This window comes from Pseudomonas putida, from assembly GCF_028682175.1.
Lineage (GTDB): Bacteria > Pseudomonadota > Gammaproteobacteria > Pseudomonadales > Pseudomonadaceae > Aquipseudomonas > Aquipseudomonas putida_AD.
Genome location: NZ_JANHKS010000024.1, coordinates 26,583 through 47,309, shown reverse-complemented (window position 1 = coordinate 47,309; position 20,727 = coordinate 26,583). Strand labels below are relative to the sequence as shown.

Annotated in this window: 17 protein-coding genes; 6 read left to right on the top strand and 11 right to left on the bottom strand. The window is 63.6% G+C overall.

From position 1 onward, the window contains the following. Positions 1-99: 99 nt before the first annotated feature. The gene (locus NPS29_RS17230; protein ID WP_274133945.1) at positions 100-954 is read right to left on the bottom strand and encodes a CAP domain-containing protein; all 855 of its coding nucleotides are present in this window, start codon (positions 952-954) and stop codon (positions 100-102) included. 348 nt (positions 955-1,302) lie between these two features. On the opposite strand from NPS29_RS17230, the gene NPS29_RS17225 reads away from it, so the two are divergent. Together NPS29_RS17225 and NPS29_RS17220 are read left to right on the top strand one after the other, a co-directional pair. Continuing rightward, positions 1,303-1,959 (top strand): peroxiredoxin-like family protein, encoded by a 657-nt coding sequence (locus NPS29_RS17225; RefSeq protein WP_274133944.1) that lies wholly within the window; start codon positions 1,303-1,305, stop codon positions 1,957-1,959. Between the two features lie 81 nt (positions 1,960-2,040). Next, positions 2,041-2,946, top strand: a complete 906-nt coding sequence (locus NPS29_RS17220; RefSeq protein ID WP_274133943.1) for a LysR family transcriptional regulator — start codon at positions 2,041-2,043, stop codon at positions 2,944-2,946. Positions 2,947-3,158: 212 nt separating this feature from the next. Here the strand turns inward: NPS29_RS17220 and NPS29_RS17215 are convergent, their stop codons facing one another. Further along, positions 3,159-4,394 (bottom strand): carbohydrate porin, encoded by a 1,236-nt coding sequence (locus NPS29_RS17215; protein ID WP_425312527.1) that lies wholly within the window; start codon positions 4,392-4,394, stop codon positions 3,159-3,161. Between the two features lie 420 nt (positions 4,395-4,814). Next, the gene (locus NPS29_RS17210; protein ID WP_274133941.1) at positions 4,815-5,693 is read right to left on the bottom strand and encodes a LysR family transcriptional regulator; all 879 of its coding nucleotides are present in this window, start codon (positions 5,691-5,693) and stop codon (positions 4,815-4,817) included. A 134-nt stretch (positions 5,694-5,827) separates the two neighbouring features. Between NPS29_RS17210 and NPS29_RS17205 the strand changes: the two genes are divergently transcribed. Together NPS29_RS17205 and NPS29_RS17200 are read left to right on the top strand one after the other, a co-directional pair. Continuing rightward, a complete protein-coding gene (locus tag NPS29_RS17205) occupies positions 5,828-7,174 on the top strand; it encodes an MFS transporter (RefSeq protein WP_274133940.1) in 1,347 nt (448 codons plus the stop codon). Positions 7,175-7,562: 388 nt separating this feature from the next. After that, positions 7,563-8,531: an XdhC family protein gene (locus tag NPS29_RS17200; protein WP_274133939.1), complete on the top strand. Its 969-nt coding sequence runs from the start codon at positions 7,563-7,565 to the stop codon at positions 8,529-8,531. A 14-nt stretch (positions 8,532-8,545) separates the two neighbouring features. On the opposite strand, the gene NPS29_RS17195 is transcribed toward NPS29_RS17200, so the two are convergent. Then, complete coding sequence (locus NPS29_RS17195; RefSeq protein ID WP_274133938.1) at positions 8,546-9,313, bottom strand: carboxymuconolactone decarboxylase family protein; 768 nt, start codon at positions 9,311-9,313, stop codon at positions 8,546-8,548. Positions 9,314-9,376: 63 nt separating this feature from the next. Beyond that, complete coding sequence (locus NPS29_RS17190; RefSeq protein ID WP_274133937.1) at positions 9,377-10,360, bottom strand: aldo/keto reductase; 984 nt, start codon at positions 10,358-10,360, stop codon at positions 9,377-9,379. A gap of 98 nt (positions 10,361-10,458) precedes the next feature. Between NPS29_RS17190 and NPS29_RS17185 the strand changes: the two genes are divergently transcribed. Beyond that, positions 10,459-11,367, top strand: coding sequence for a LysR family transcriptional regulator (locus NPS29_RS17185; RefSeq protein ID WP_274133936.1), 909 nt, complete (start codon positions 10,459-10,461; stop codon positions 11,365-11,367). Positions 11,368-11,837: 470 nt separating this feature from the next. On the opposite strand, the gene NPS29_RS17180 is transcribed toward NPS29_RS17185, so the two are convergent. The 6 genes from NPS29_RS17180 to NPS29_RS17155 all read right to left on the bottom strand — a co-directional run bounded on the left by NPS29_RS17180 (position 11,838) and on the right by NPS29_RS17155 (position 19,900). Beyond that, positions 11,838-12,722, bottom strand: a complete 885-nt coding sequence (locus tag NPS29_RS17180; RefSeq protein WP_274133935.1) for an alpha/beta hydrolase — start codon at positions 12,720-12,722, stop codon at positions 11,838-11,840. A gap of 18 nt (positions 12,723-12,740) precedes the next feature. Further along, positions 12,741-14,981 (bottom strand): TonB-dependent siderophore receptor, encoded by a 2,241-nt coding sequence (locus tag NPS29_RS17175; RefSeq protein WP_274133934.1) that lies wholly within the window; start codon positions 14,979-14,981, stop codon positions 12,741-12,743. Between the two features lie 472 nt (positions 14,982-15,453). Then, on the bottom strand, positions 15,454-16,803 hold the full coding sequence (locus NPS29_RS17170; RefSeq protein ID WP_274133933.1) for a HAMP domain-containing sensor histidine kinase: 1,350 nt from the start codon (positions 16,801-16,803) through the stop codon (positions 15,454-15,456). Then, a complete protein-coding gene (locus NPS29_RS17165; protein WP_274133932.1) occupies positions 16,803-17,495 on the bottom strand; it encodes a response regulator transcription factor in 693 nt (230 codons plus the stop codon). Before NPS29_RS17165 ends, NPS29_RS17170 begins: the two co-directional genes overlap by 1 nt. A gap of 243 nt (positions 17,496-17,738) precedes the next feature. Then, positions 17,739-18,944, bottom strand: coding sequence for an MFS transporter (locus NPS29_RS17160; RefSeq protein WP_274133931.1), 1,206 nt, complete (start codon positions 18,942-18,944; stop codon positions 17,739-17,741). A gap of 98 nt (positions 18,945-19,042) precedes the next feature. Continuing rightward, entirely contained in the window at positions 19,043-19,900 is an 858-nt protein-coding gene (locus tag NPS29_RS17155) for a LysR family transcriptional regulator (protein ID WP_274133930.1), read from the bottom strand. Between the two features lie 110 nt (positions 19,901-20,010). Here NPS29_RS17155 and NPS29_RS17150 point away from each other — a divergent pair, with 110 nt between their 5' ends. Beyond that, on the top strand, positions 20,011-20,718 hold the full coding sequence (locus NPS29_RS17150; RefSeq protein ID WP_274133929.1) for a GNAT family N-acetyltransferase: 708 nt from the start codon (positions 20,011-20,013) through the stop codon (positions 20,716-20,718). Positions 20,719-20,727 lie beyond the last annotated feature (9 nt).

Here is a 20,727-nt window from a genome sequence, read left to right as displayed (position 1 = left end):
TTCTCCGTAGCAGTCCGGGGTCAGACACAAATCCTGGGAACGCCCCAATCCCCGTAGCAGCCGGGCTTGCCCGCGGGAGCGGTCTAGAGGGTGAACCCGTTACTGCTGCACCCCAAACATCGCCGTCCAGTAAATCCCCGCATCGCTCTTGGGATCGGTCGCATAGGACGCGCCCAGTTCGCGGTACGCCGGGTTCATGAGGTTGGCGCAATGGCCGGGGCTTGCCAGCCAGCCTTCGACCACTTTGCGGGCGCTGTCCTGGCCTGCGGCGATGTTTTCGCCGATCTGCTGGCCGATGTAGCCCGCCAGTTCAGCCCGGTCCCCCGGCGTTCCGCCGTTGCGGCCCTTGTGGTCGAAGTAGTTGTTGTTGGCCATCGAGCGGGTGTGGCCCTCGGCCGCGCTGGCCAGGCTGTCGTTCCAGGTCAAGGGCGAAGCAGGGCCGTAAGGCTGCCCGCCACATTGATGGGGCACGCTGCGGGCGGCGTTGATCAGCCCGAGCAGTTTCTGCCCTTCAGCCTGGGAGTTGCCCAGCCCGCCTGCCAGCAGCGGCCGCGCCAGTACGATGCGCCAGTCACGGTCGACACGGCTGACACCCACATCGACGAATTGCGGATCGAGCACCACCTGGCAGAAGCTTTCCTGCACCGCCTTCATGGCCGACTGCGCATCCCGGGGGCCGGACAGTGAAATCGCCTGCACCGTCACCATCGGATACGAGGCCCGGGCCAGCACTTGTTGCAGATCGACGCTGCCAGTGGCCGGCAGGTTCAGGCGCGGGTCGGCGGTCAGGGGAGGGAGTTCCTGCGACACCACGTTGGCGCAAGGCTGGGCCTGGCTGCGGAAAGTATTGATGGACTGGATCAGTTGCGTTTCTTCGCTGGCCAGCGCGGTCCCGGTCAACATCAGCAGCGATGACAAGGCTGCAAGACCTGTAGTGAATGAGGTGAAGCGCATGTGGATCTCCCTTGAACTGGCTGCGGCCATGATGCGCGATTTTGTCAGTATCGAAATAGTCTGAGCGACAGAATCTGCGGAGGTTGCAGTGTGATGGCAGCTTTTTGCAATGATGTGGGCAAAAAACACTGTGACCAACTGCATCCTGCCTCAGTTGCCTTACCACCATTCTGCTCGATTCACGCCTTGCATTGACAAGATTCCATCCATGAAAGCTCTTGCAGACAAGCACCTTCCAGCCAGTCCCCTCAGGAATGGCTGTTATCACCCGGCCCCGTCTTCTGGGCGGGCAGGCGGATTGAGAGGATGACGACGTCGAAACCCTCACCCTCTACAAGGAATACCGCCATGACCCTGCAAGTAAGACTCGATGCCTTCAAAGCCGATTTCGTCGCCGGCAAACCGCCTTACAACGCCCCCGCGCCGGTGCACGCGATCATGAAGCGTGCAACCGACGAACTGATCGCCTCGGGCCAAGCCCTGCGCACCCTTAAAGTCGGTGACAAGGCGCCGGTCTTCACCCTGAACGACCCGGACGGCAACCCGGTATCTTCCGCCGAACTGCTGGCCAAGGGGCCGTTGGTCATCAGCTTTTATCGGGGTGTGTGGTGCCCGTACTGCAACATGGAGCTGCAAGCGCTGGAAGAGGCACTGCCGCAGTACCGCGAGCTGGGCGCGAATCTGGTGGCGATCTCTCCGCAGACCCGCGTCAACAGCCGCAAGTCCGTGCGCCAGAATCACCTGAGCTTCCCGATTCTCAGTGACGTCAAAAGCCGCGTCGCCGAAGCCTTCGGCCTGCGTTTCAAACTGCCGGATTACCTGATCGACCTGTACAAGGGGTTTGGCAATGATCTGCCGGTGTTCAACGATGACGACGCCTGGGTGCTGCCGATGCCGGGCCGTTTCGTGATTGGCCAGGATGGCGTGATCGCATACGCCGAAGTCAATCCGGATTACACTCAGCGCCCGGAACCCACTGATTTGCTGCCCGCGCTGCGTGGCTGAAACCTGCAATGCAACCGGGCCGTCACTGTTGTGGCGGCCTCTTGCGTATTGATCTGTCTTGAGTCTTGCCGAGGAGTGTCGATGGATCGCCTGGCCGCGATGCAAACCTTTATCTGCGCTGTGGAAACCGGCTCGTTTTCCGCCGCTGCGAAACGCCTGGGCGTCGGGCAGCCGGCGGTGTCGAAGTCCATCGCGGCGCTCGAGGAAAACCTGGGCACGCGCCTGTTGCTGCGCACCACCCGGGGCCTGACGCCGACTGAAGCCGGGCAGACCTACTACGACGCTGCCCGCAGGGCCATCGATCAGGCCGACGAAGCCGATGCCGCCGTGCGCGGGGCAGGTTCGGGGTTTACCGGGCGCCTGCGGGTCAGCGCCGCCGTGACCTTCGCCAGCATGCACGTGGTGCCGTATCTGGGGCCGTTGCTGGCTCAGCATCCACAATTGGAAATCGACGTGGTGCTGGATGATCGCAGCGTCGATCTGGTGGAAGAGGGCATCGACGTTTCCCTGCGCATGGGTGACCTGGACGATTCTTCGATGACGGCCAGGCGCATCGCCCGGGGCAAGCGTCGGATCATTGCCACACCCGCTTACCTTGAATGCTACGGCACGCCGAGTCATCCGCGGGATCTGGAACACCATCAGTCGGTGGTCTACAGCCGGGGCAGTGGTGGCAACAACTGGCAGATGCGCCGAGGGGATGAGGTGTGCAATGCATCGCCCATAGGGCGCTTGCGGGTGACGGCGGCGGAAGGGGTGCGAGCGGCGGTGCGCGCCAATCTGGGACTGGTAATGGCCTCGGAATGGATGTTCGCCCCGGAGCTGGCGAGCGGTGAAGTGGTCACCGTGCTCGACGACTGGACGCTGCCTCCCATCGACCTGTGGGCGGTCTTTCCCGCAGGACGCATGAGCAGCGCCAAGGCGCGGGTGTTCGTCGATTACGTGGCCGCGTTGCTGGGCGGTCTTCCGGCCCCGACGAACCCGTAGCAGTACGGCCGGGCGGCGTTCCGCTTGCCAGCGAGGGCGATCTTGCGGCCGTCCCCGCCGGCAAGCCGTGCTGCTACGGGTCTGAGGTCGACCTCGAATCCCGCAGGCAACCACGCCCCCGTAGCAGCCGGGCTTGCCCGCGGGAGCGATCTTCAGACCGCCGTCGCCGGCAAGCGGAACGCCGCCCGGCCAAGGCTGCTACGGGGCAGGCGTTACAACGTGGCCTTGACCTGCAAACCGACGATCAAGGTGTTGTCGATGTTCTCGCCATAGAACGCGCCGGGCTCGATGATGTACTGCACCGACGGGCGCAAGGTCAGCCACGGCGTCACTTGTGCGCCGTAGGTCATCTCCACCAGGCCTTCGCCACTGGCCAGGTCGGGGAAGTCCTGACCGTTGGCCAGCGCGGCATTTTCCTGCACGTCGCGGCTGCGGGAGTTGAAGACTGCGCGACCATAGCCGATGGCGACGGTGTCATTGGGGCGCGACACGAACGGCTTTTTCAACGCCAGACCGGTCGAGTACCAGCGACGAAACGGCGCGGCGGCTGCGCTGGCATTGGAGAACTGACCGAACACATGCACGTTGCGACCGCTCACCTCATCGGAATTCCACACGGCCTGGTCCATCAGGAAATACGAGCCTTCGCGGCCGGCGACTTCCTTGTTGGTGCCGATACGCGGCGCGTCAGAGGTGTCGTAGTAGTAACCGACGCGGTACTCGCCGGGCATGTCGCCGAGCACGTTGTAGATCGCTTCGATGGGCAGGATGTTGCCGGTGCTGTCCTTGGGGGTGACGTGCCAGGCGCGGCTGGAATTGCCGTTGCTTGCGGCATCGACCTTGAAGGCGGCGACCTGCACGGCGAAATTCGGCGTGAAGCGGTACTTGGCCATGCCGCCCAGGTGCGCGTTGGGGTAGTTGCTCCAGCCGCTGCCGCCGGACATCGCCAGCGGGTGGCCGCAGAAACCGGCGTTCATGAAGTTGCACAGGATGCCGCTGGACAGCCCGCCCAGGTCGTTGCCCATGGCCATGTAGCCCAGCTTGACGTTCAAGGCCGGCGTGAACAGGGTGTTCTCATAGCTCAGTTCGGTCAGGCGCGTGTACAGCCCGCCGTAGTTTTCCTGCACCGGCAGGCGGTTGCCCACCAGATCGCCCGAGCCGTCGTTGCCGCGTCGGTCGTTGATGGTCAACTGCACCTTGCCGCCGCTTTCCAGGTCCAGCAGCTTGCCCAGGTCGAACTGCGCACCCAGCTTGACGTTCTGCGAGTAACGGGTGCCGCGCTGCTTGCCGCCGTGGGCGTTATAGACGGTCTCGCCGCTGTAGTCTCCGGTGAGCTTGACCCCTTGTTCCGCCAGGCGCGTACGGTTGCCATTCCAATCGCCGGTCATGGTCGAGCGGTCCATCCAGTCATCGGCGATAACCGGCGCAGACGCCGCCATTGCCAACATGGAACCGACGACCAGCGCCGTAGAAAACCCACGGCGCGAGCCGGAATCTGCGAAGAAATGCGAAGGAGTGCTCATCAAGAAACCTGAAATTACATAAGACCACCCCCAGGGGCGAGGGCGGCAAAAGAAGGGGTATGCGCAGGCGCGCTCAAAAGCGGGCGATATGAAAACATATTTATGTACCGACTAGTTAATTCATTTTGGCGATTGCGACTATCGTCGTAGGTCATTGTTCCTGGACGATCTCGATCGGCACCTGGCCGAAGTCTGTAGGAGCGCGCTTGCCCGCGATCTGGCGCGAAGCGGCAGCAACGTTGGTGGATGCGTAGTATCTGGAGGAACTGCGCCGTCTGGTTTTGCTGCCGGTCCCCGGCAGATCGCGGGCAAGCGCGCTCCTACGGTCTGCGGCCAGGATCTGTGTCAGTTCAGGCCTTCCACCAGCCGCCTGAAAGCCGGCAACGCCGGATTGTCGTTGTCGTGCCGCGAGACCATGTACAGCTCGGCATGCAGTTGCGCATCGAGCAGCGGCTTGAACACCAGACCCTCGCTGTGCAGCTGCGCGGCAGAGGCGGGGACGATGGCCAGGCCCAGTCCGGCCTTGACCATGCTGACCACCGTATGGGTCTGCCCCAGGTGGTAGACGTAGCGCGGCTTCACCCCGCTCAGGGCGAACAGGCCGGCGATGCAATCGTAGAAATAGCGGCCTTCGTCGGGGGCATACATCACGAATGCCTGCTGATCCAGGGCGTTCACGGCAATGGCCGTCTCCCTTGCCAGCGGGTGATTGTGCGGCAGCACCACCAGCAAGGGTTCGCGGCTGATCAACTGCCCACCGAGCCCGTCGGCGTCGTTGATCTGCCTCACGAAGGCGACGTCGATCCGGTGCGCGGCCAGGGCTTCCAGTTGCGCGCTGGACACCATCTCCCTCAGGGTGAATTGCAAACCCGGCAGCTGTTCCTGCGCACGGGCCAGCAACTGGGGAATCATCTGGTAGGCGCTGACCGCTGTGAACCCCAGCGTCAGGCTGCCGGCCTCACCCCGTGCCAGGCGTCGCGCACCGTCGGCCGCCTGATCGGAAAACGCCAGGATATGCCGCGCATCACGCAGGAATCCCGCCCCCGCGATCGTCAGCCTGACCGAGCGGTTATTACGCTCGAAGAGTTGAATCCCCAACCCCCGTTCCAGCAACTGCACCTGTCGGCTCAGGGGCGGCTGAGTCATGTGCATACGGATCGCGGCGCGGCCGAAATGCAGCTCCTCGGCCACTGCGACGAAGCAGCGCAGTTGATGTAATTCCACGATTCAATATCCGCATCAATCCATACAGTCTCTATGTTAGACCTGAATCGATCCCTGCTCCTATCATCGTCACGAGGTTGTACGACAACAAAAACAATATGCCCGCCCTACAGGGAGCGGGAGGGAGACACACCATGCTCAGCAAAGCCCTTCCAGCGGACTATGCCGACGCGCAAGCGAAGGTCGGCCGCCACCGTTTTCTGATTCTCTCGATGATCTTCATCGTCACCGTGATCAACTACGCCGACCGGGCGACCATGTCCATCGCCGGCACTGGCGTGGTCAAGGACCTGGGCCTGGACCCGATGATGCTGGGCATGATCTTCTCCGCCTTCGCCTGGGCCTACGCCCTGGGGCAGATCCCCGGCGGCTGGCTGCTCGACCGCTTCGGCGCGCGGCGTGTGTATGGCGCAAGCCTGGTGCTGTGGTCGGTGTTCACCATGGCCCAGGGCACCGTGGGCTGGTTCGGCCTGATGGGCGCATCCGCGGCGATGAGCCTGTTCGCCATGCGCTTCATGCTGGGGCTGGTGGAGTCCCCGGCGTTTCCGGCCAACAACCGCATCGTCTCCTGCTGGTTCCCCACCAGTGAGCGCGGCACGGCCTCGGCACTGTTCAACTCGGCGCAGTACATGGCGGTCGTGCTGTTCACCCCGTTGATGGCCTGGCTGACCCACGCCCTTGGCTGGGAGCACGTGTTCCTCTGGATGGGCGCGTTGGGCCTGGTGCTGAGCGTGTTCTGGTTCGCCCTGTATCGCGAGCCCCACAGTGACAAGCGCCTGAGCCCCAAGGAACTGGACTACATGCGCGAAGGCGGCGCCCTGGTGGATCTGGAGCTCAATCGCACAAAACAGAAGAGTAAAACCAACTGGGGCGAGGTCCGTCAGCTGTTCACCAGCCGTACCCTGTGGGCGATCTACATGGGGCAGTACTGCATCACGGCGCTGACGTATTTCTTCATCACCTGGTTCCCGATCTACCTCATCAAGGGCCGTGGCATGACTATCATGGAGGCCGGCTGGGTGGCTGCGTTGCCGGCGATCTGCGGCTTCTCCGGCGGTGTACTGGGCGGGATGTTGTCTGACCTGCTGATCCGTCGCGGCATACACCCCTCCATTGCCCGCAAGACCCCGTTCCTGATCGGCATGCTGATGTCCACCGTGCTGGTGCTGGCCAACTTCACCGACGCCAACTGGATCGTCATCGCCCTGATGGCCATCGCGTTCTTCGGCAAGGGCCTGGCAGCGGTGGGCTGGGCAGTGCTGTCCGACACGGCGCCGAAAAACATGGTGGGGCTGAGCGGCGGCGTGTTCAACGGCATCGGCAACATCGCCGGGATCATCACGCCGCTGGTGATCGGCTACATCGTCGCCACCACCGGCTCGTTCAACACCGCCCTGTGGTTCGTGGCGGCCCACGGGTTGCTCGGGGTATTTGCCTATGCCGTTCTGGCAGGGCGTTTCGAGCGAGTGGTGCTGCGCTGATCCCCTGGCGCAGGGACGCGCTCGAACAATAATTGCAGGATGTATCAAGGCGGCGGACAGTGTTTCTTACTGTTGCGCCGTCACCCCCTGATTTTCCTTCCCCACAGGTCAGTTCTGACCTGCCTTCGCTGATTGATGAATCCGGCTCAAAAGCCTGTGCCATTCCCTGTGTATAGTCATCTTGGTTGCCCGCCGTTAACGTCGCCGTCTGACGCCCATGCCTGTTTTTTGGCTGGCGACGGGCCATTGGTCCAGTTCACGACACATCAGTGCTCACTTTTGCAGTGAAAGCCTGTCGGAATCAATGAACAGGCTGAGGGCATTACTGGCCCAGCTCATTTCCGCCCGTTTCACCAAGGCATTGGTCATTGCAGCAGGTAGGCGCTTGATGAAACAGCTCGATCTACAAGTGATACAAAAGGCCCGCCAGTGGCTCGCTGCCGGGGAGTCGATATGGTTGTGCACGGTGGTGTCGACCTTCGGCTCGGCACCTCGCGGGCCGGGGGCGATGCTGGTGGCGCTGCCCACCGGGGAGCATCGCGGCTCGCTGTCCGGCGGGTGCGTGGAGGATGACTTTCTCGAGCGCGTTGCCAACGGCCAGTTCCCGCCGGGCAATCAGGTGGTTCGTTACGGCGAGGGTGGGCTGGCCCCGACCTTGAAACTGCCGTGTGGCGGCGTCCTCGATGTGCTGGTGGAATTCATCACGCCGGATGAGGCCAACCGCGCCCATCTGGCCTGTGTCGAGGAGGCGTTGACCGGCGGTGAACTCGTCACCCGCCGGGTTTTTCTCGACAGTTGCGAAAGGACCCACCGCCCCGGCGCCATGAACGAGCCCCGTGTCGCGGTGGACGACGGCTGTATTTCGGTGCGCATTGGCGCAGCGTTTCGCCTGTTGCTGGCGGGGCTCTCACCGGTGGCCGAGTATTGTGCCAACTACGCGCTGGCGCTGGGGTACGAGGTCATCCTGTGCGACCCGCGCACCGAGGTGACCGCAGGCTTTTCCATGCCCGGAGTGGAGCTGGTGCCAGTGCTGCCTGCGGTTTTCATCTCGGAAGGGGGCTGCCACGGCGCAACGGCGGTGGTGGCGCTGACCCACGACCCGCGTCTGGACGACCTGACCCTGCTCGAAGCGGTTCGCACCCAGGCGTTCTACATCGGCGCCATGGGCTCCCAGCGCACCAGCGACACCCGCCGCGAGCGGCTGGTGCGCATTGGTGGGTTGAATGAGACCGCACTGGCCAGAATCCACGCGCCCATCGGGCTGAACCTTGGCAGCAAGACACCCGCTGAAATCGGCATCGCGGTGATGGCCGATATCATTCGGGTGTCCAGCGGCGTCGAACGCCGGGCGCTGTAACTGGCAGGTCGGGATCAGCGTGCGGCTAATACGTCCTTGAGCACCGGTACGGCAGACATCGCCTTCGGCCAGCCCACGTAAAACGCCAGATGAGTGACCACTTCCGCCGCCTGCTCGCGGGTCAGGCCGTTGTCCATCGCACGGTTGAGGTGGAAGGTCAGTTGGGCGGACTGGTTCTGAGTGATAAGCGCTGCCACGGTGATCAGGCTGCGGTCCCTGGGCGTGAGGTCAGTGCGGCGCCACAGATCACCGAACAGCACGTCATTGGTATAGCGCGCCAACTCCGGCGCCGTCGCGCCGACCGAGCCCTGAACCGAAGCTCGGCGTTTGGCCTCGCTGTCGGGGTCCAGTTGCAGGGGCTCGCTGGGCGGCGGGGTGATTTGCGCGGGGTCCAGCCCTCGTTCGGCAAACACCTGTTTAGCGACGCCCACTGCCGACATCGCGTTGGGCCAGCCACTGTAGAACGCCAGGTGGGTGATTAGGCCGGTGATCTCGCTCGGCTTCACGCCATTGTCCAGCGCAAGCTTGATGTGCCCGGTCATTTGCGCCGTCTGGCCGCTGGCGACCAAGGCGGCCAGGGTAATCAGGCTGCGGTCGCGGGGCACAAGGCCCGGGCGTTTCCACACCTCTCCGAACAACAGGTCGGTGGTGTATGCATACAGTTGAGGCGTGACCTGCAACACGTCCGGCGAGGGCTTGGGGTCGGGACGCGGTTTGCCTTCTTCAGCACTCGCCAGCGCGGAAAACAACACGCTGGCCAGGGTGGTGGTGATGAGTTTCATGGGTGTGCACCTGTGCAAGGGCCCGCCCGCCACATAAGCGGCGAGGGGCGGTAAGGGACAGAATCAGCGGTTCACATTCTTTTGCAGGTGCGCGGGATAGCGCTCGCCGACGATCTGGATCTGGCGCAGGGCCGAGTCGATGGCGTGCAGGTCCGAGACTGTCAGCTCGATGGCCGCCGCGCTGTTGTTTTCTTCCAGGCGATGGAGTTTGGTGGTGCCGGGGATGGGGGCGATCCAGGGTTTTTGCGCGAGCAACCAGGCAATCGCGATTTGCGCGCGGGTGGCGACTTTGTCGTCCGCCAGCACCCCGAGCACCTCAACCAGTCGGGCGTTGGCCTTGCGGTTTTCCTCGGTGAAGCGCGGCGCGACGTTGCGGAAGTCGTCCTGGGCGAAGGTGGTGCTGGCGTCGATGGCGCCGGTCAGAAAGCCCTTGCCCAGCGGACTGAACGGCACGAAGCCGATCCCCAGTTCTTCGAGCAACGGCAGGATTTCCTTCTCCGGCTCACGCCACCACAGCGAGTATTCGCTCTGTAGCGCCGCCACTGGCTGCACAGCGTGGGCACGGCGGATCGAGTCGACGCCGGCCTCGGACAGGCCGAAATGCTTGACCTTGCCTTCGGCGATCAGATCCTTGATGGTCCCGGCGACCTCTTCGATGGGAACGTTCGGGTCGACGCGATGCTGATAGAACAGGTCGATGCGGTCGGTCTTCAGGCGTTTGAGCGAGGCTTCGGCCACGGCACGAATGTTCTCGGGGCGGCTGTCCAGTCCTTGGGGGACTTCGCCGTTCTTGAAGCCGAATTTGGTGGCGATAACGACCTGATCGCGAAAAGGCGCCAACGCCTCGCCCAGCAGCTCTTCATTGGTGAAGGGGCCATAGGCTTCGGCGCTGTCGAAAAAGGTCACGCCCTGGTCGAAGGCAGCATGAATCAACTCAATGGCGGCCGATTTTTCCATCGCCGGGCCGTAGGCGAAGCTCACGCCCATGCAGCCCAGACCGATGGCCGAAACCCTAAGGCCGTTGTTGCCCAGTGTGCGCTGTTGCATCTGTTGTCTCCTCGATTGGCATTCAACACACCTTATATTCCTGTACCATCCTCAACAATCTGCCATAGGCTGCATGAGTACATGAGGAAAATTCATAAATGATTCGTGCCGACTTGCCCGAGCTGACTGCCTTCATCGCGATTGCCGAGCACCAGAGTTTCAGTGGTGCGGCCCGGATACTGGGGGTTTCGCCTTCGGCGCTGAGCCATTCGATGCGCAACCTTGAGGCGCGTCTGGAGATGCGCCTGTTCAACCGCACCACGCGCTCGGTGAAGTTGACCGAGGCGGGTGCGCAGTTGCTTCAGGGCGTGCGCCCGTTGCTCGTTGACCTGACCAATGTGGTCAACGAGGTCACTTCGGCGCGCAATACGCCGTCAGGTTCGATTCGTATCAGCGCTTCGGAATCGGCGTTTCGTCCGCTGGTGCGGCACGTGGTGCCGGGTTTTCTGGCGAAGTATCCGCACATCCACCTGGAGTTCATCGCCGACGGCAAGCTGCTGGACATCGTGGGGGAGGGGTTCGATGCCGGGATCCGTATTCTCGATGATGTACCCAAGGACATGATCGCCGTGCGTTTCGGTGCGCAGATGGTGTTTGGTGCGGTGGCGTCGCCCGATTATCTGGCGCGTCATCCAGCGCCGGTGACGCCGCAGGATCTGAGGCAGCACCGTTGCATCCGTTTTCGTTTTGCCAGTGGTGCGCTGTTTCGCTGGGACATGCAATACCAGGAGCAGAGTACGAGCCTGGATGTCGACGGGCCGATCACCCTGGACAACCTCAATCTGATGATCGAAGCGGCGCTGGCCGGGGTCGGGATTGGCTGGGTGCCGCTGGACCAGGTGAGTGGGCACCTTGAGGCCGGGCGTCTGGTGCAGGTGTTGCCGGAGTGGGGCCCGACCTACCCCGCCCATTGCCTGTATTACCCGGCCAACCGCCATCCGCCAACGGCCTTGCGATTGTTTGCCGAAGCCGTGCGCGAATGGGCGGCCACCCAGGAAGGCCGGTAGCGAACTCAAGCGCGCTGACGCCGGCAAGCCGGACTGCTACGGACCTGCGGGTGCACACCAACCCCGTGAACACCCCAAACCCCGTAGCAGTCCGGCTTGCCGGCGTCGGCGATCTCGAGGAGGCCCCCGCCGGCAAGCCGTGCTGCTACGGACCTGCGGGTGCACACCAACCCCGTGAACACCCCAAACCCCGTAGCAGTCCGGCTTGCCGGCGTCGGCGATCTCAAGGGCGCCCCCGCCGGCAAGCCGTGCTGCTACGGGATCGGGGGGTACGCATATCTTGTGACAGCCACAAACCGGGTAGCAGTCCGGCTCGCCGGCGTCGGCGATCTCAATGACGCCCCCGCCGGCAAGCCGTGCTGCTACGGAATCGGGGGGTACGCAAGTCCTGTGAGCACCACAGATCCCGTAGCAGCCGGGCTTGCCCGCGGGGGCGATTTAATGGGCGTCACCGTGAGCAAGCCCTGCCGCTACGGATAATACCGCTCCATCACATACTCAAGCGAAGCCGGCAAGGTCTGGCCGTGGCTCATGCCATCGAAGCTGTGGTACTCAAGCTTCAACCCTGCAATCCCCTTGAGCCTTTCAACCAGTTGCCTGGCCAGCCGATCCGCACCGGCCGCCGGCGTCGCTTGCGGGGTGGCGGGCTCGGCGCTGCCGCGCATCAGCAGCAGGCTGGCGTGGGGCGTGCGCAGTTGTCCGCTTTCCTCCTCGATCAGCTTCTCGTCCCACCACAACGACGGGCTCGCCGCCGCATAGTGGTTGAACAGCAGCGGGCGGGTGAACAGCGTGTGCAGCACCAGCAGCCCGCCATAGGAATGGCCCCACAGCGTCTGCTCATGCTCGTCGAGCTTGAACTGCCCGGCCACCTGCGGCCGGATCCGGTCGCGCAGCAGGTCGAGAAACCGGTCGGCGCCGCCGCTGGGCACCTGGGTCAACGGATCGGTCTGGGTTGCGGCACCCGGACGCTGCGGGGTGTAGTCCATTGTGCGGGCATTACGCTCGATGCGCAGCGGCGTCTGGTAGCCGATGGCGATCAGCACAGGCGCCTGTCCCTGCGCCAGCTTCTTCAGCGCAGCCTCGTCGAACGCACCCAACGCCGCGTTGCCATCGAGCATCCACAACGAGGGATAACCCTGGACAGGTGCCGCCCTGTGCGGCTTGCCGACCCAGATCCGGTAATGGCGCTCGCCATCGACTGAATCCAGATCGAACGAGGTGAAGCTGTAGGGCAGGTCCTGGCGCTCCAGGATCTGCGTGTCCATCGGCTGGTCCGGTGCGGGCCGCGCCAGGGTGGTTAACCCGGGCACAGTCAGCAGCAGGACGAGCGCCAGAGGTCTTGGCAAAAGGTTCATCAGGCGGTCTCGTCAGGTTCAGAACGATGCAGTCAGGCTGGTGTACAGCGTGCGGCCAGGCTCGTTGTAGGTCGCCGCGCCCGCACCTTCGATGTTGGCCACGCCCTGGGCGTTGCCCTCACGGAACAGGCGCTTGTCGAACAGGTTGTCGACGCCGGTGGTCAGGCTCAGGTTTTTGGTGATGGCGTAGGTGCCGCTGACACCTGCGATGGCGTACGGCGACAGCTGGTTGTTGGAACTGCCGGTGACCCGCGCGCCGTGATAGTCGTATTTCTTCGGCTTCTGTTTGCCGTACCACGCAACGCTGGCCTGGAACGACAGGTCGTTGGTGGCCTGCCAGTCGAGCATCGAGTTGAGGGTGTACTTGGGCGTCACCGACAGCACATCGCCGGTTTCCTTGTTTTTCGATTGCAGCATGTAGGTGAAATTGTTGTTCCACGTCAGCGCCTCGGCCAACGGAATCGTCAGGTTGCCCTCAAGTCCCTCGACCAGGGCCTTGGGCACGTTCTCCCACTGATACACCGCCGCGTTGGCATAGGTGCCGGTGCCGCCGGTGGCGCTGCCGACCGGGGACAGGCCCGACTCGATCTTGTTCTTGTAGTCGTTGCGGAAGTACGTCAGGCCCGCGACCCAGCCATTGGCCTTGTACTCGATGCCCAGTTCCTTGTTGACGCTGGTTTCGGCCTTGAGGCTGTCGTTGCCTTGCAGGTAGCAACTGGTGGTCTGGCCGTAGCAACCCTGGCCGCGGCTGTAGAGCAGGTAGTTGGGGTTGAGCTGATACAGGTTCGGCGCTTTGTAGGCGCGGGCGATACCGGCCTTGAGGGTGAGGGTGTCGGTCAATTGGTGCGACAGGTTCAGCGACGGGCTCCAGTTATCGCCGACGATGTCGTGGTGATCGAAGCGCAGGCCCGGGGTGAGCATGGTGCCTTCGAACAGCTCGATGTTGTCTTCGGCGAACAGCGAGAAGATGTGCGCTTCGGAGGTGGTGTCACGGCCGGTACTGGCCAGGCCGCTGACGGCGCCGCCTTCGCTGGTGGTCTGGGTGTTGGCGCTCGGGTCGTCGAGTTTCTGCTCGACCCATTCGCTGCCCAGGGTCAGGGTCTGGTCCACGCCTGCGTGCAGCGGCAGGTTGACCTCGCCATGGGCAGTCAGGTCGTGGAGGGTGGCGGTGTAGAAATCGCTGTTGCTGAAGATGCCTTCGGTGCCGCCCGCCAGGCCTTCGTTGATCCGCCGGTTGCGGGTCTTCTCGTATTGCAGGTAGGCCAGGGTGCTGCCGAAATCCCAGTCGCCGCGATGGGTCACCGAGTAGGTTTCGCGGTAGGTGCGGTTGGTTTCGTGGCCCAGCAGGTTCTTCACCGTGGCGTTGCTGTTGGTGTTCTGGGTGTCGCCGGTGTAGATGTTGCCCTGGCGGCTGAAGCCGGCTTCGAATTCCAGGGTCTGCTCGGGCGTCAGGTGCCAGCTGAGCAGGCCGTTGACGTCCTTGTTGCGTACGCCTTCGCGGCCAGCGGGCAGGGTGCCGATCTGGTTGCCGGTGCGCAGGGACTCGTGGCCTTCGTTGATGTCGGCGTCGTCGGCATCGGTCTTGGCGACGTTGCCGTACACCCGGTAGCTGAGGGTGTCGGTCAGCGGGCCGCTCAGGCCGAAGTTCATGCGCTTGGTGGCGCCTTCGTCCTTGTGTGTCGGGAACGAGGTATAGACCGTGGCGCTGCCGTGGGTCTGGGTCCCGGCCTTCTTGGTGATGATGTTGATCACGCCGCCTGCGGCACCGTTGCCATAACGCGCCGCAGCCGGGCCGCGGATGACTTCGATGCGCTCGACCTGATCGGCCGGCACCCAGTTGGTGTCGCCGCGGCTGTCGCGCTCGCCACGCCAGCCGTAGCGCACCGAATTGCGGCTGCCGACCGGTTTGCCGTCCACCAGGATCAGGGTGTTTTCCGGGCCCATGCCGCGGATGTCGATCTGGCGGTTGTTGCCGCGCTGGCCGCTGCTGGAGTTGCCGGTCAGGTTCACGCCCGGCATGGTGCGGATGATCTGCGACAGGTCATTGGCCGGCGGGCGTTTCTTGATGTCCTCGGCAGTGATGACCGACACCCCCGGTGCCTGCTTGATCTCTTCTTCGGCGGTGGCAACCACGTTCTGGTCAGGCAACTGGATGGCGGTGGATGGCTCCGGTTCAGCAGCGGCGTGGACGGCGCCCGCCAGCAGGCAGCCGGACAGCAGCACGAAAGGGGCAAGTGAGGGCAGGGGGCGCAACGACATCGATGATCTCCGAGGGAACGACATGACGCAGGAAGATCACGAATGATAATGACTGCTTTTTGCGAGTAAAGCGCATTAACTTTCTAAACATACTCCGCCGTTTCACACGCTTGCAGGAGCGCGCTTGCCCGCGACCGCTGTCTGACCGGCAATGCTTTATCGCCAGAACGATCGCGGTCGCGGGCAAGCGCGCTCCTACAGGTCGCAGGTACACAGGCGCAAGCGTTGCGCACGCCGACGCCGGCAAGCCGTGCTGCTACGGGATCGGGGGTGTACGCAGATGTTGTGAACACCACAAACCCCGTAGCAGTCCGGCTCGCCGGCGTCGGCGATTTCAAGGACGCTCCCGCCGGCAAGCCGTGCTGCTACGGGATCGGGGGGGACGCAAATCCCGCGAACGCCACAAACCCCGTAGCAGCCGGGCTTGCCCGCGGGGCGATTTCAAGGGCGCCGACGCCAGCAAACCATGCTGCTACGGCTGGTGTTCATGTGCTAAGGGCAACGTCATGTGCATGATGAGCCCGGGCGTGCCGTTACTGGCCCACAGGTTGCCGCCCTGCAACTGCACCGCGCGGCGGGCGATGGCTAGGCCGAGGCCGAAGCCTTCGCTGCTGGTGTCCAGACGCTGGTAGGGCACGAAGATGGTTTCCAGATCGTCCTCGGCCACGCCCGGCCCTTCATCCTGCAGGCACAGGTGCCAGTGATGGTCCTCGCGCCAACCGGAGAGGGTGATCTTGCCTTCGGGCGGTGAGAAGCGAATGGCATTGCGCAGCAGGTTTTCAAGGGCCTGGGCGACGCTGTCCAGATGCACCTGCACACAGCAGTCGGTATCCAGCAGGCACAACAGGCGCCGGGGGGACCAGCCACTTTCGAAACTGGCGTCTTCGCACAGCGCCTCCCAGACCGACAGCATCAGCACCGGCTCAGTGGGCAGTTGCGGGCGTTCGGTGTCCATCCAGGCCAGATCGAGGGTGTCTTCCAGCAGGCGCTGCATGTCGTTGATTTCAAGATCAAGCCGCGCTCGCAATTGCTCGGGGGCAAGATCGCTGTCGTGGGCGATGCGCAAGCGCGCCAGCGGTGTGCGCAGTTCGTGGGACAGGGTGCGCAACAACAGCCGCTGCTGGTTCAGGCTCTGGCGCAGACGCTCGGCCATGTGCTCGAAGGCGCCGGCCAGTTCACCCAGTTCATCGCGCCGGTTCATCAGCGGCAAACCTGGGCCGGCGCTGTCCAGATCATCGGCCTTGAGGCTGTCGGCGCGGTCGCGCAGGCGGTTGAGCGGCACCACCAGATGCCGATAGATCAACAGCCCGAGCAAGGCCGCCAGCAGCGTCGGCATGACCCCGTGGCTGAGCACGTGGGTCCAGGGTGTCAGGCCGCCGGGCAGCAGGCGTTCGGGCAGTTGCATGACCAGCCGGCCCTGTTCCGGCGCCTCGGGAAATTCGATGCTGACGAAGGGCAGCTCATCCTGAAGGCGCCGGCTCATGGGCCAGTCGAGTTTGCGCATGAAGGTCAGGTGACTGGATTCCAGTGCGGTCAGCCGCGTCGTGCCCAGGCTCTCCAGATGGGGACCGATGATCGCCACCCAGGTGTTCTCTTCATCCGCCAGCCGATGACGAAACTGCTCGATGCCTGTCGCACCCTGATCGCGCCAGATCTGCTCGGCCTGTTGCGCGTAGCGGGCCAGATAAAGCCGGTCCGCCTGATCCAGGAAATAGGTGCTGCGCTCGGCCGAGAGGCCCCAGGTCCAGATGATCCACGTCAGCAGCAGGCAGAAGGAAATCTGCAGAAGCGCCAGCTTCCACAGCAACGGATGACGACGCATCAGCTTCTGTCCGTGTCGATCAGGATGTAGCCCTGGCCGCGCACGGCCTGAATCTGCAGGTGGTTGACCCCCACGGCGAGCAGCTTGCGTCGCAGGTTGCAGACGTGCACGTCCAGCCCGCGATCCAGCCGGGTGTAGATCCGGTGCAGCACCTGTTGATAGAGAAACGCTTTGCTCAGGGCTTCACCGGCGTGCTCGCGCAGGGTCATCAGCAGCCGGTATTCCGAAGCGGTCAACCCTGCACGTTGATGAGCATGGGTGACGTCCTGCACCTCGTCATCGAACTGCACCAGGGCGTCGTCACGGGCGACCCTGGGCGCCTGGGTGCGGGCCATCCGGCGAAGCAACGCATTGGCGCGGGCATCCAGTTCGGCGAGGCTGAACGGCTTGGGCAGGTAATCGTCGGCGCCCCGGGTAAACCCGGTAATGCGGTCCTGCTCGGCACCCAGGGCCGACATCAGCATCACCGGCGTGTCGTCCTCCGTGCGCAGGGTTTCGAGCAATGTCAGGCCGTCCATGCCGGGCAACATGATATCCAGCAGTGCCAGGTCGAAACGCCTGGCTTGCACCGCCGCCAGGCCCTGATTGCCGCATTGGCAGGCGGTCACGGCAAAGCCGCGCTTTTGAAAATGCAGGTCCAGGTCATTGCGCAGGCGCGCGTCGTCTTCGACCAGCAGCAGAGTAGGGGTCATGGGGAGGCTTAGGTGAAATGACTTTATGAGAATCGTTCGCGGTTGCGAATATCTCATTCCTGGCCTGTTTGCGCAAACGTTCAGTGATGTCCTACGCGGCGCAGTGCCGACGCGGTTGACGTTCTGATCGTTGTGGATGCGCCGCTTTCAAGATCGACCCGCGGGCAAGCCCGGCTGCTACGGGCTTGTGTCGATCCCCTCGTAGCAGCACGGCTTGCCGGCGGGAGCGATCTTGGAAACGCCTCACACCGACTGCACACCCTCGCACCGCTGGCTGGCATGGCTGCGGTACAACGCCACAAGCGCCAACACCGCCAACCCCGCGATCACACTTGCCAATGCACTGATCGCCACGTGCAAACTGAACAGGTCAATCAGGTACCCGGTCACCACCGGGATGATCCCTGCTGGCACATAACCGCCCATGTTGAAGATTGCGTTGGCCTCGGCACGGCGCTTGGGCGCGACGTTCCGGGCGATCAGGGTCAGGCCGCCCAGTTGACCGAAGCCTTGCCCGGCACCGGCCAGCAGTGCCGCGGCGATCAGCCAGGCCGGTGAGCCCAGTTGCAGGGCGGTCCACAGGCTGCCCATCGCCAGAATCGTCATCAGGCCGCTGAGCATGAACACCTGGTTCATGCCGCGCTTTTTGGCCGCAAACTGCACACCCACGGCGGTGAGAAACATCGCAAAAGCCATGAAACCGGCAATCAGCGGGCTGTTGGCGTGCAGCAGGGTGGCGAGCATTTTCGGCCCCAGGGCGAGCACGAAACAGGTGGACGTCAGCCCCGGACCGAAGAACGAAACACCACGTGCCACGATGCCAACGTGTTCTGCGGCCACCGATGGCAGCTTCGGCCGAAAGCGCCCCGTGCCCAGCTTGACAGCGGGCTGGCGCATCACCACCAGCAAGGCCAGCAGCAACAGCACGATTTCGCTGTTGAACACCCAGTCGATGGGCGCTGCAACGTATTGCGCGATCACGCCTGCCAGCAACGGCCCGGTGCCTGCGCCCAGGACCATCGACACGGAGGCAATCAACGAGGCGAAAGGCTTGCGTTGTTCGCTTGCGTGTTCGACCACATTGGCCATGCCCGCCGACACCACGATCCCCACTGAAATCCCGCTGAGCAGCCTGGCCAGCATCAGGATGGCGACGCTGTCTGCGTGTTCGAACAGCAAGGCGGCGACAATGGCGATCACCACTCCCGGCACCAACAGCGCCTTGCGGCCATAGTGGTCAGCCAGTTGCCCGGCCACGGCGAGGGTCAGCAGCAGGCCAAGGATGTAGCAGCCGAAAATCACCGTCAGGGTGCCGGAGCCGAACCCCAGGCTCTGCTGCCAGTGGCTGTAAAGCGGGGTGGCGGCGTTGGACAGGATGAACACCGCAGTGACGATCCAGGCGGCCCTGAAGATGGGCAGGTTTCCCGAATGTGGGGGTTGTACGTTCATGGCAAAAGCCTCTCATGGATTTCTCTGTTGCCGCCGAGGATAGAGAGCAGCATGAGGGGCGGGAATTGGCCGCAGGCGCATACGGCATGTGAAAAAATTCACATGGGGTCGGGTGACGCCAGGCATTCGATGAGGAAATCCAGCACCACGCGAATCTTGCCTGCGTTGCGTAGGTCCTCGTGATAGGCCAGCCAGACGGGCAGGCTCAGGGCTGTGTCGCAGGCCGGAGCGCGCTTGAGCCGGTACTCGTGGGCGAGAAAGCCGGGCAGCAACACCAGCCCGCCGTCGCCGGCAGCCGCCTGGGCCTGCACCCGCAAGTCATTGCTGGAAATCACCAGCGCCCGACCGTCCAGATGGCCGCGCAACCATTGCTGTTGCACCGAATGGTCCATGCTCTGGTCGTAGCCGATGAACTGATAGTCGGCAGGTGTGTGGTTGTCCAGGTAACGTTCGCTGGCGTACAGCGAGAAGGGCAGGTCGGCCAGGTGTTTGGCCACCACCTGGGCCTCTTCGGGGCGGGCGTAGAGCAGGGCGACGTCGGTTTCCTTGCGCGCCAGCGAAGCAATGGATTTGGAACCGACCATGCGCACCGTCAGCCCAGGATGGCGCTCGCGCAGCCGGCCGATATTCGGAGCAATCAGGGTCGCGAGAAAGGCCGGGGGCGAGGAGATGACCACCTCGCCTTCGATGCGATCATGCTCGCCACCGGCAAAGCGTTGCAGGGCGAACGAGGCGCTGGACATCTGCTCGGCGAATTCACTGACCCGCAACCCGTCGACGGTGAGTTCGTAGACCCGGCCACGGCGGTCCACCAGCTTGAGTGCCAGCGACGCCTCCAGTGATGCAATGCGCCGCGCCACGGTCGCGTGCTCGACGCCCAGCGTGCGGGCTGCGGCGGCGAGGCTGCCTTCACGGGCAAAGGTGGCAAAGAAGCGCAGATCGTCCCAGTCGAACATGGTCGCGGCGGGGTCCTGAAAAAGTGGGATTGCGGCCGCTCACCTTAGCAATTCGAGCGCGCCGGCAGAAGCCGGTATGATGCACGGGTTCAGCCTTCATCAGGATTTCCATGTTCACCATCACGCGCCTTGCGAACACCCCACCGGAATCGATCGACAGCCAGATCATGCAGCTGGTGATCGACTACGTGACCGACATCAGCATGGTCGGCATCGCCCCGAGCAACCCGTTGTACCCGCTGTATCAGTACGGCGTGGGCCATGAAGTGCACCAGTACCTGCAGGCGATGGATGGCTCGCGGGGCATGCCGGTGGAATTGATCGTCGCGCTGGATGCCGAGGATCCGTCGATTGTCGCAGGCTTTCTGCTGTACCTGCCGGTGCAGGACGATCCGCAGGCCTGTGCGGTGGCGTACATGGCCGTGCAGGCAGCCCGCCGCAGGCAGGGTATCGCACGGGCGATGCTGGAGAAGATGCTCGAGCGTTATCCCCACGCGGAACTGGCCTGCTTTGTCAGCAAGGTGCCGTACTTCGAGGCGATGGGGTTCCAGGTGCTGTCCGCCCGCGGCCCACAGGTGGTGATGAACACGCGGGACCGACAGACCGACGGCTTGCTCGCGGTGCTCGACGTCGCGCCGATCTACAGCTCGGTGGAAGTGCGGCAGATTCATGCGTACCTGCTCAACCAGCACGGCAAACGGGCCATGGTGGACGCCGAAAAACAGCGCGACCGCCACCTGGACCAGATGACCCGCCAAGCGAAGTTGTTCGTGATGGGCCGGTTAGCCGCTAACGACCCGCAATCCCCAACCCCGTAGCAGCACGGC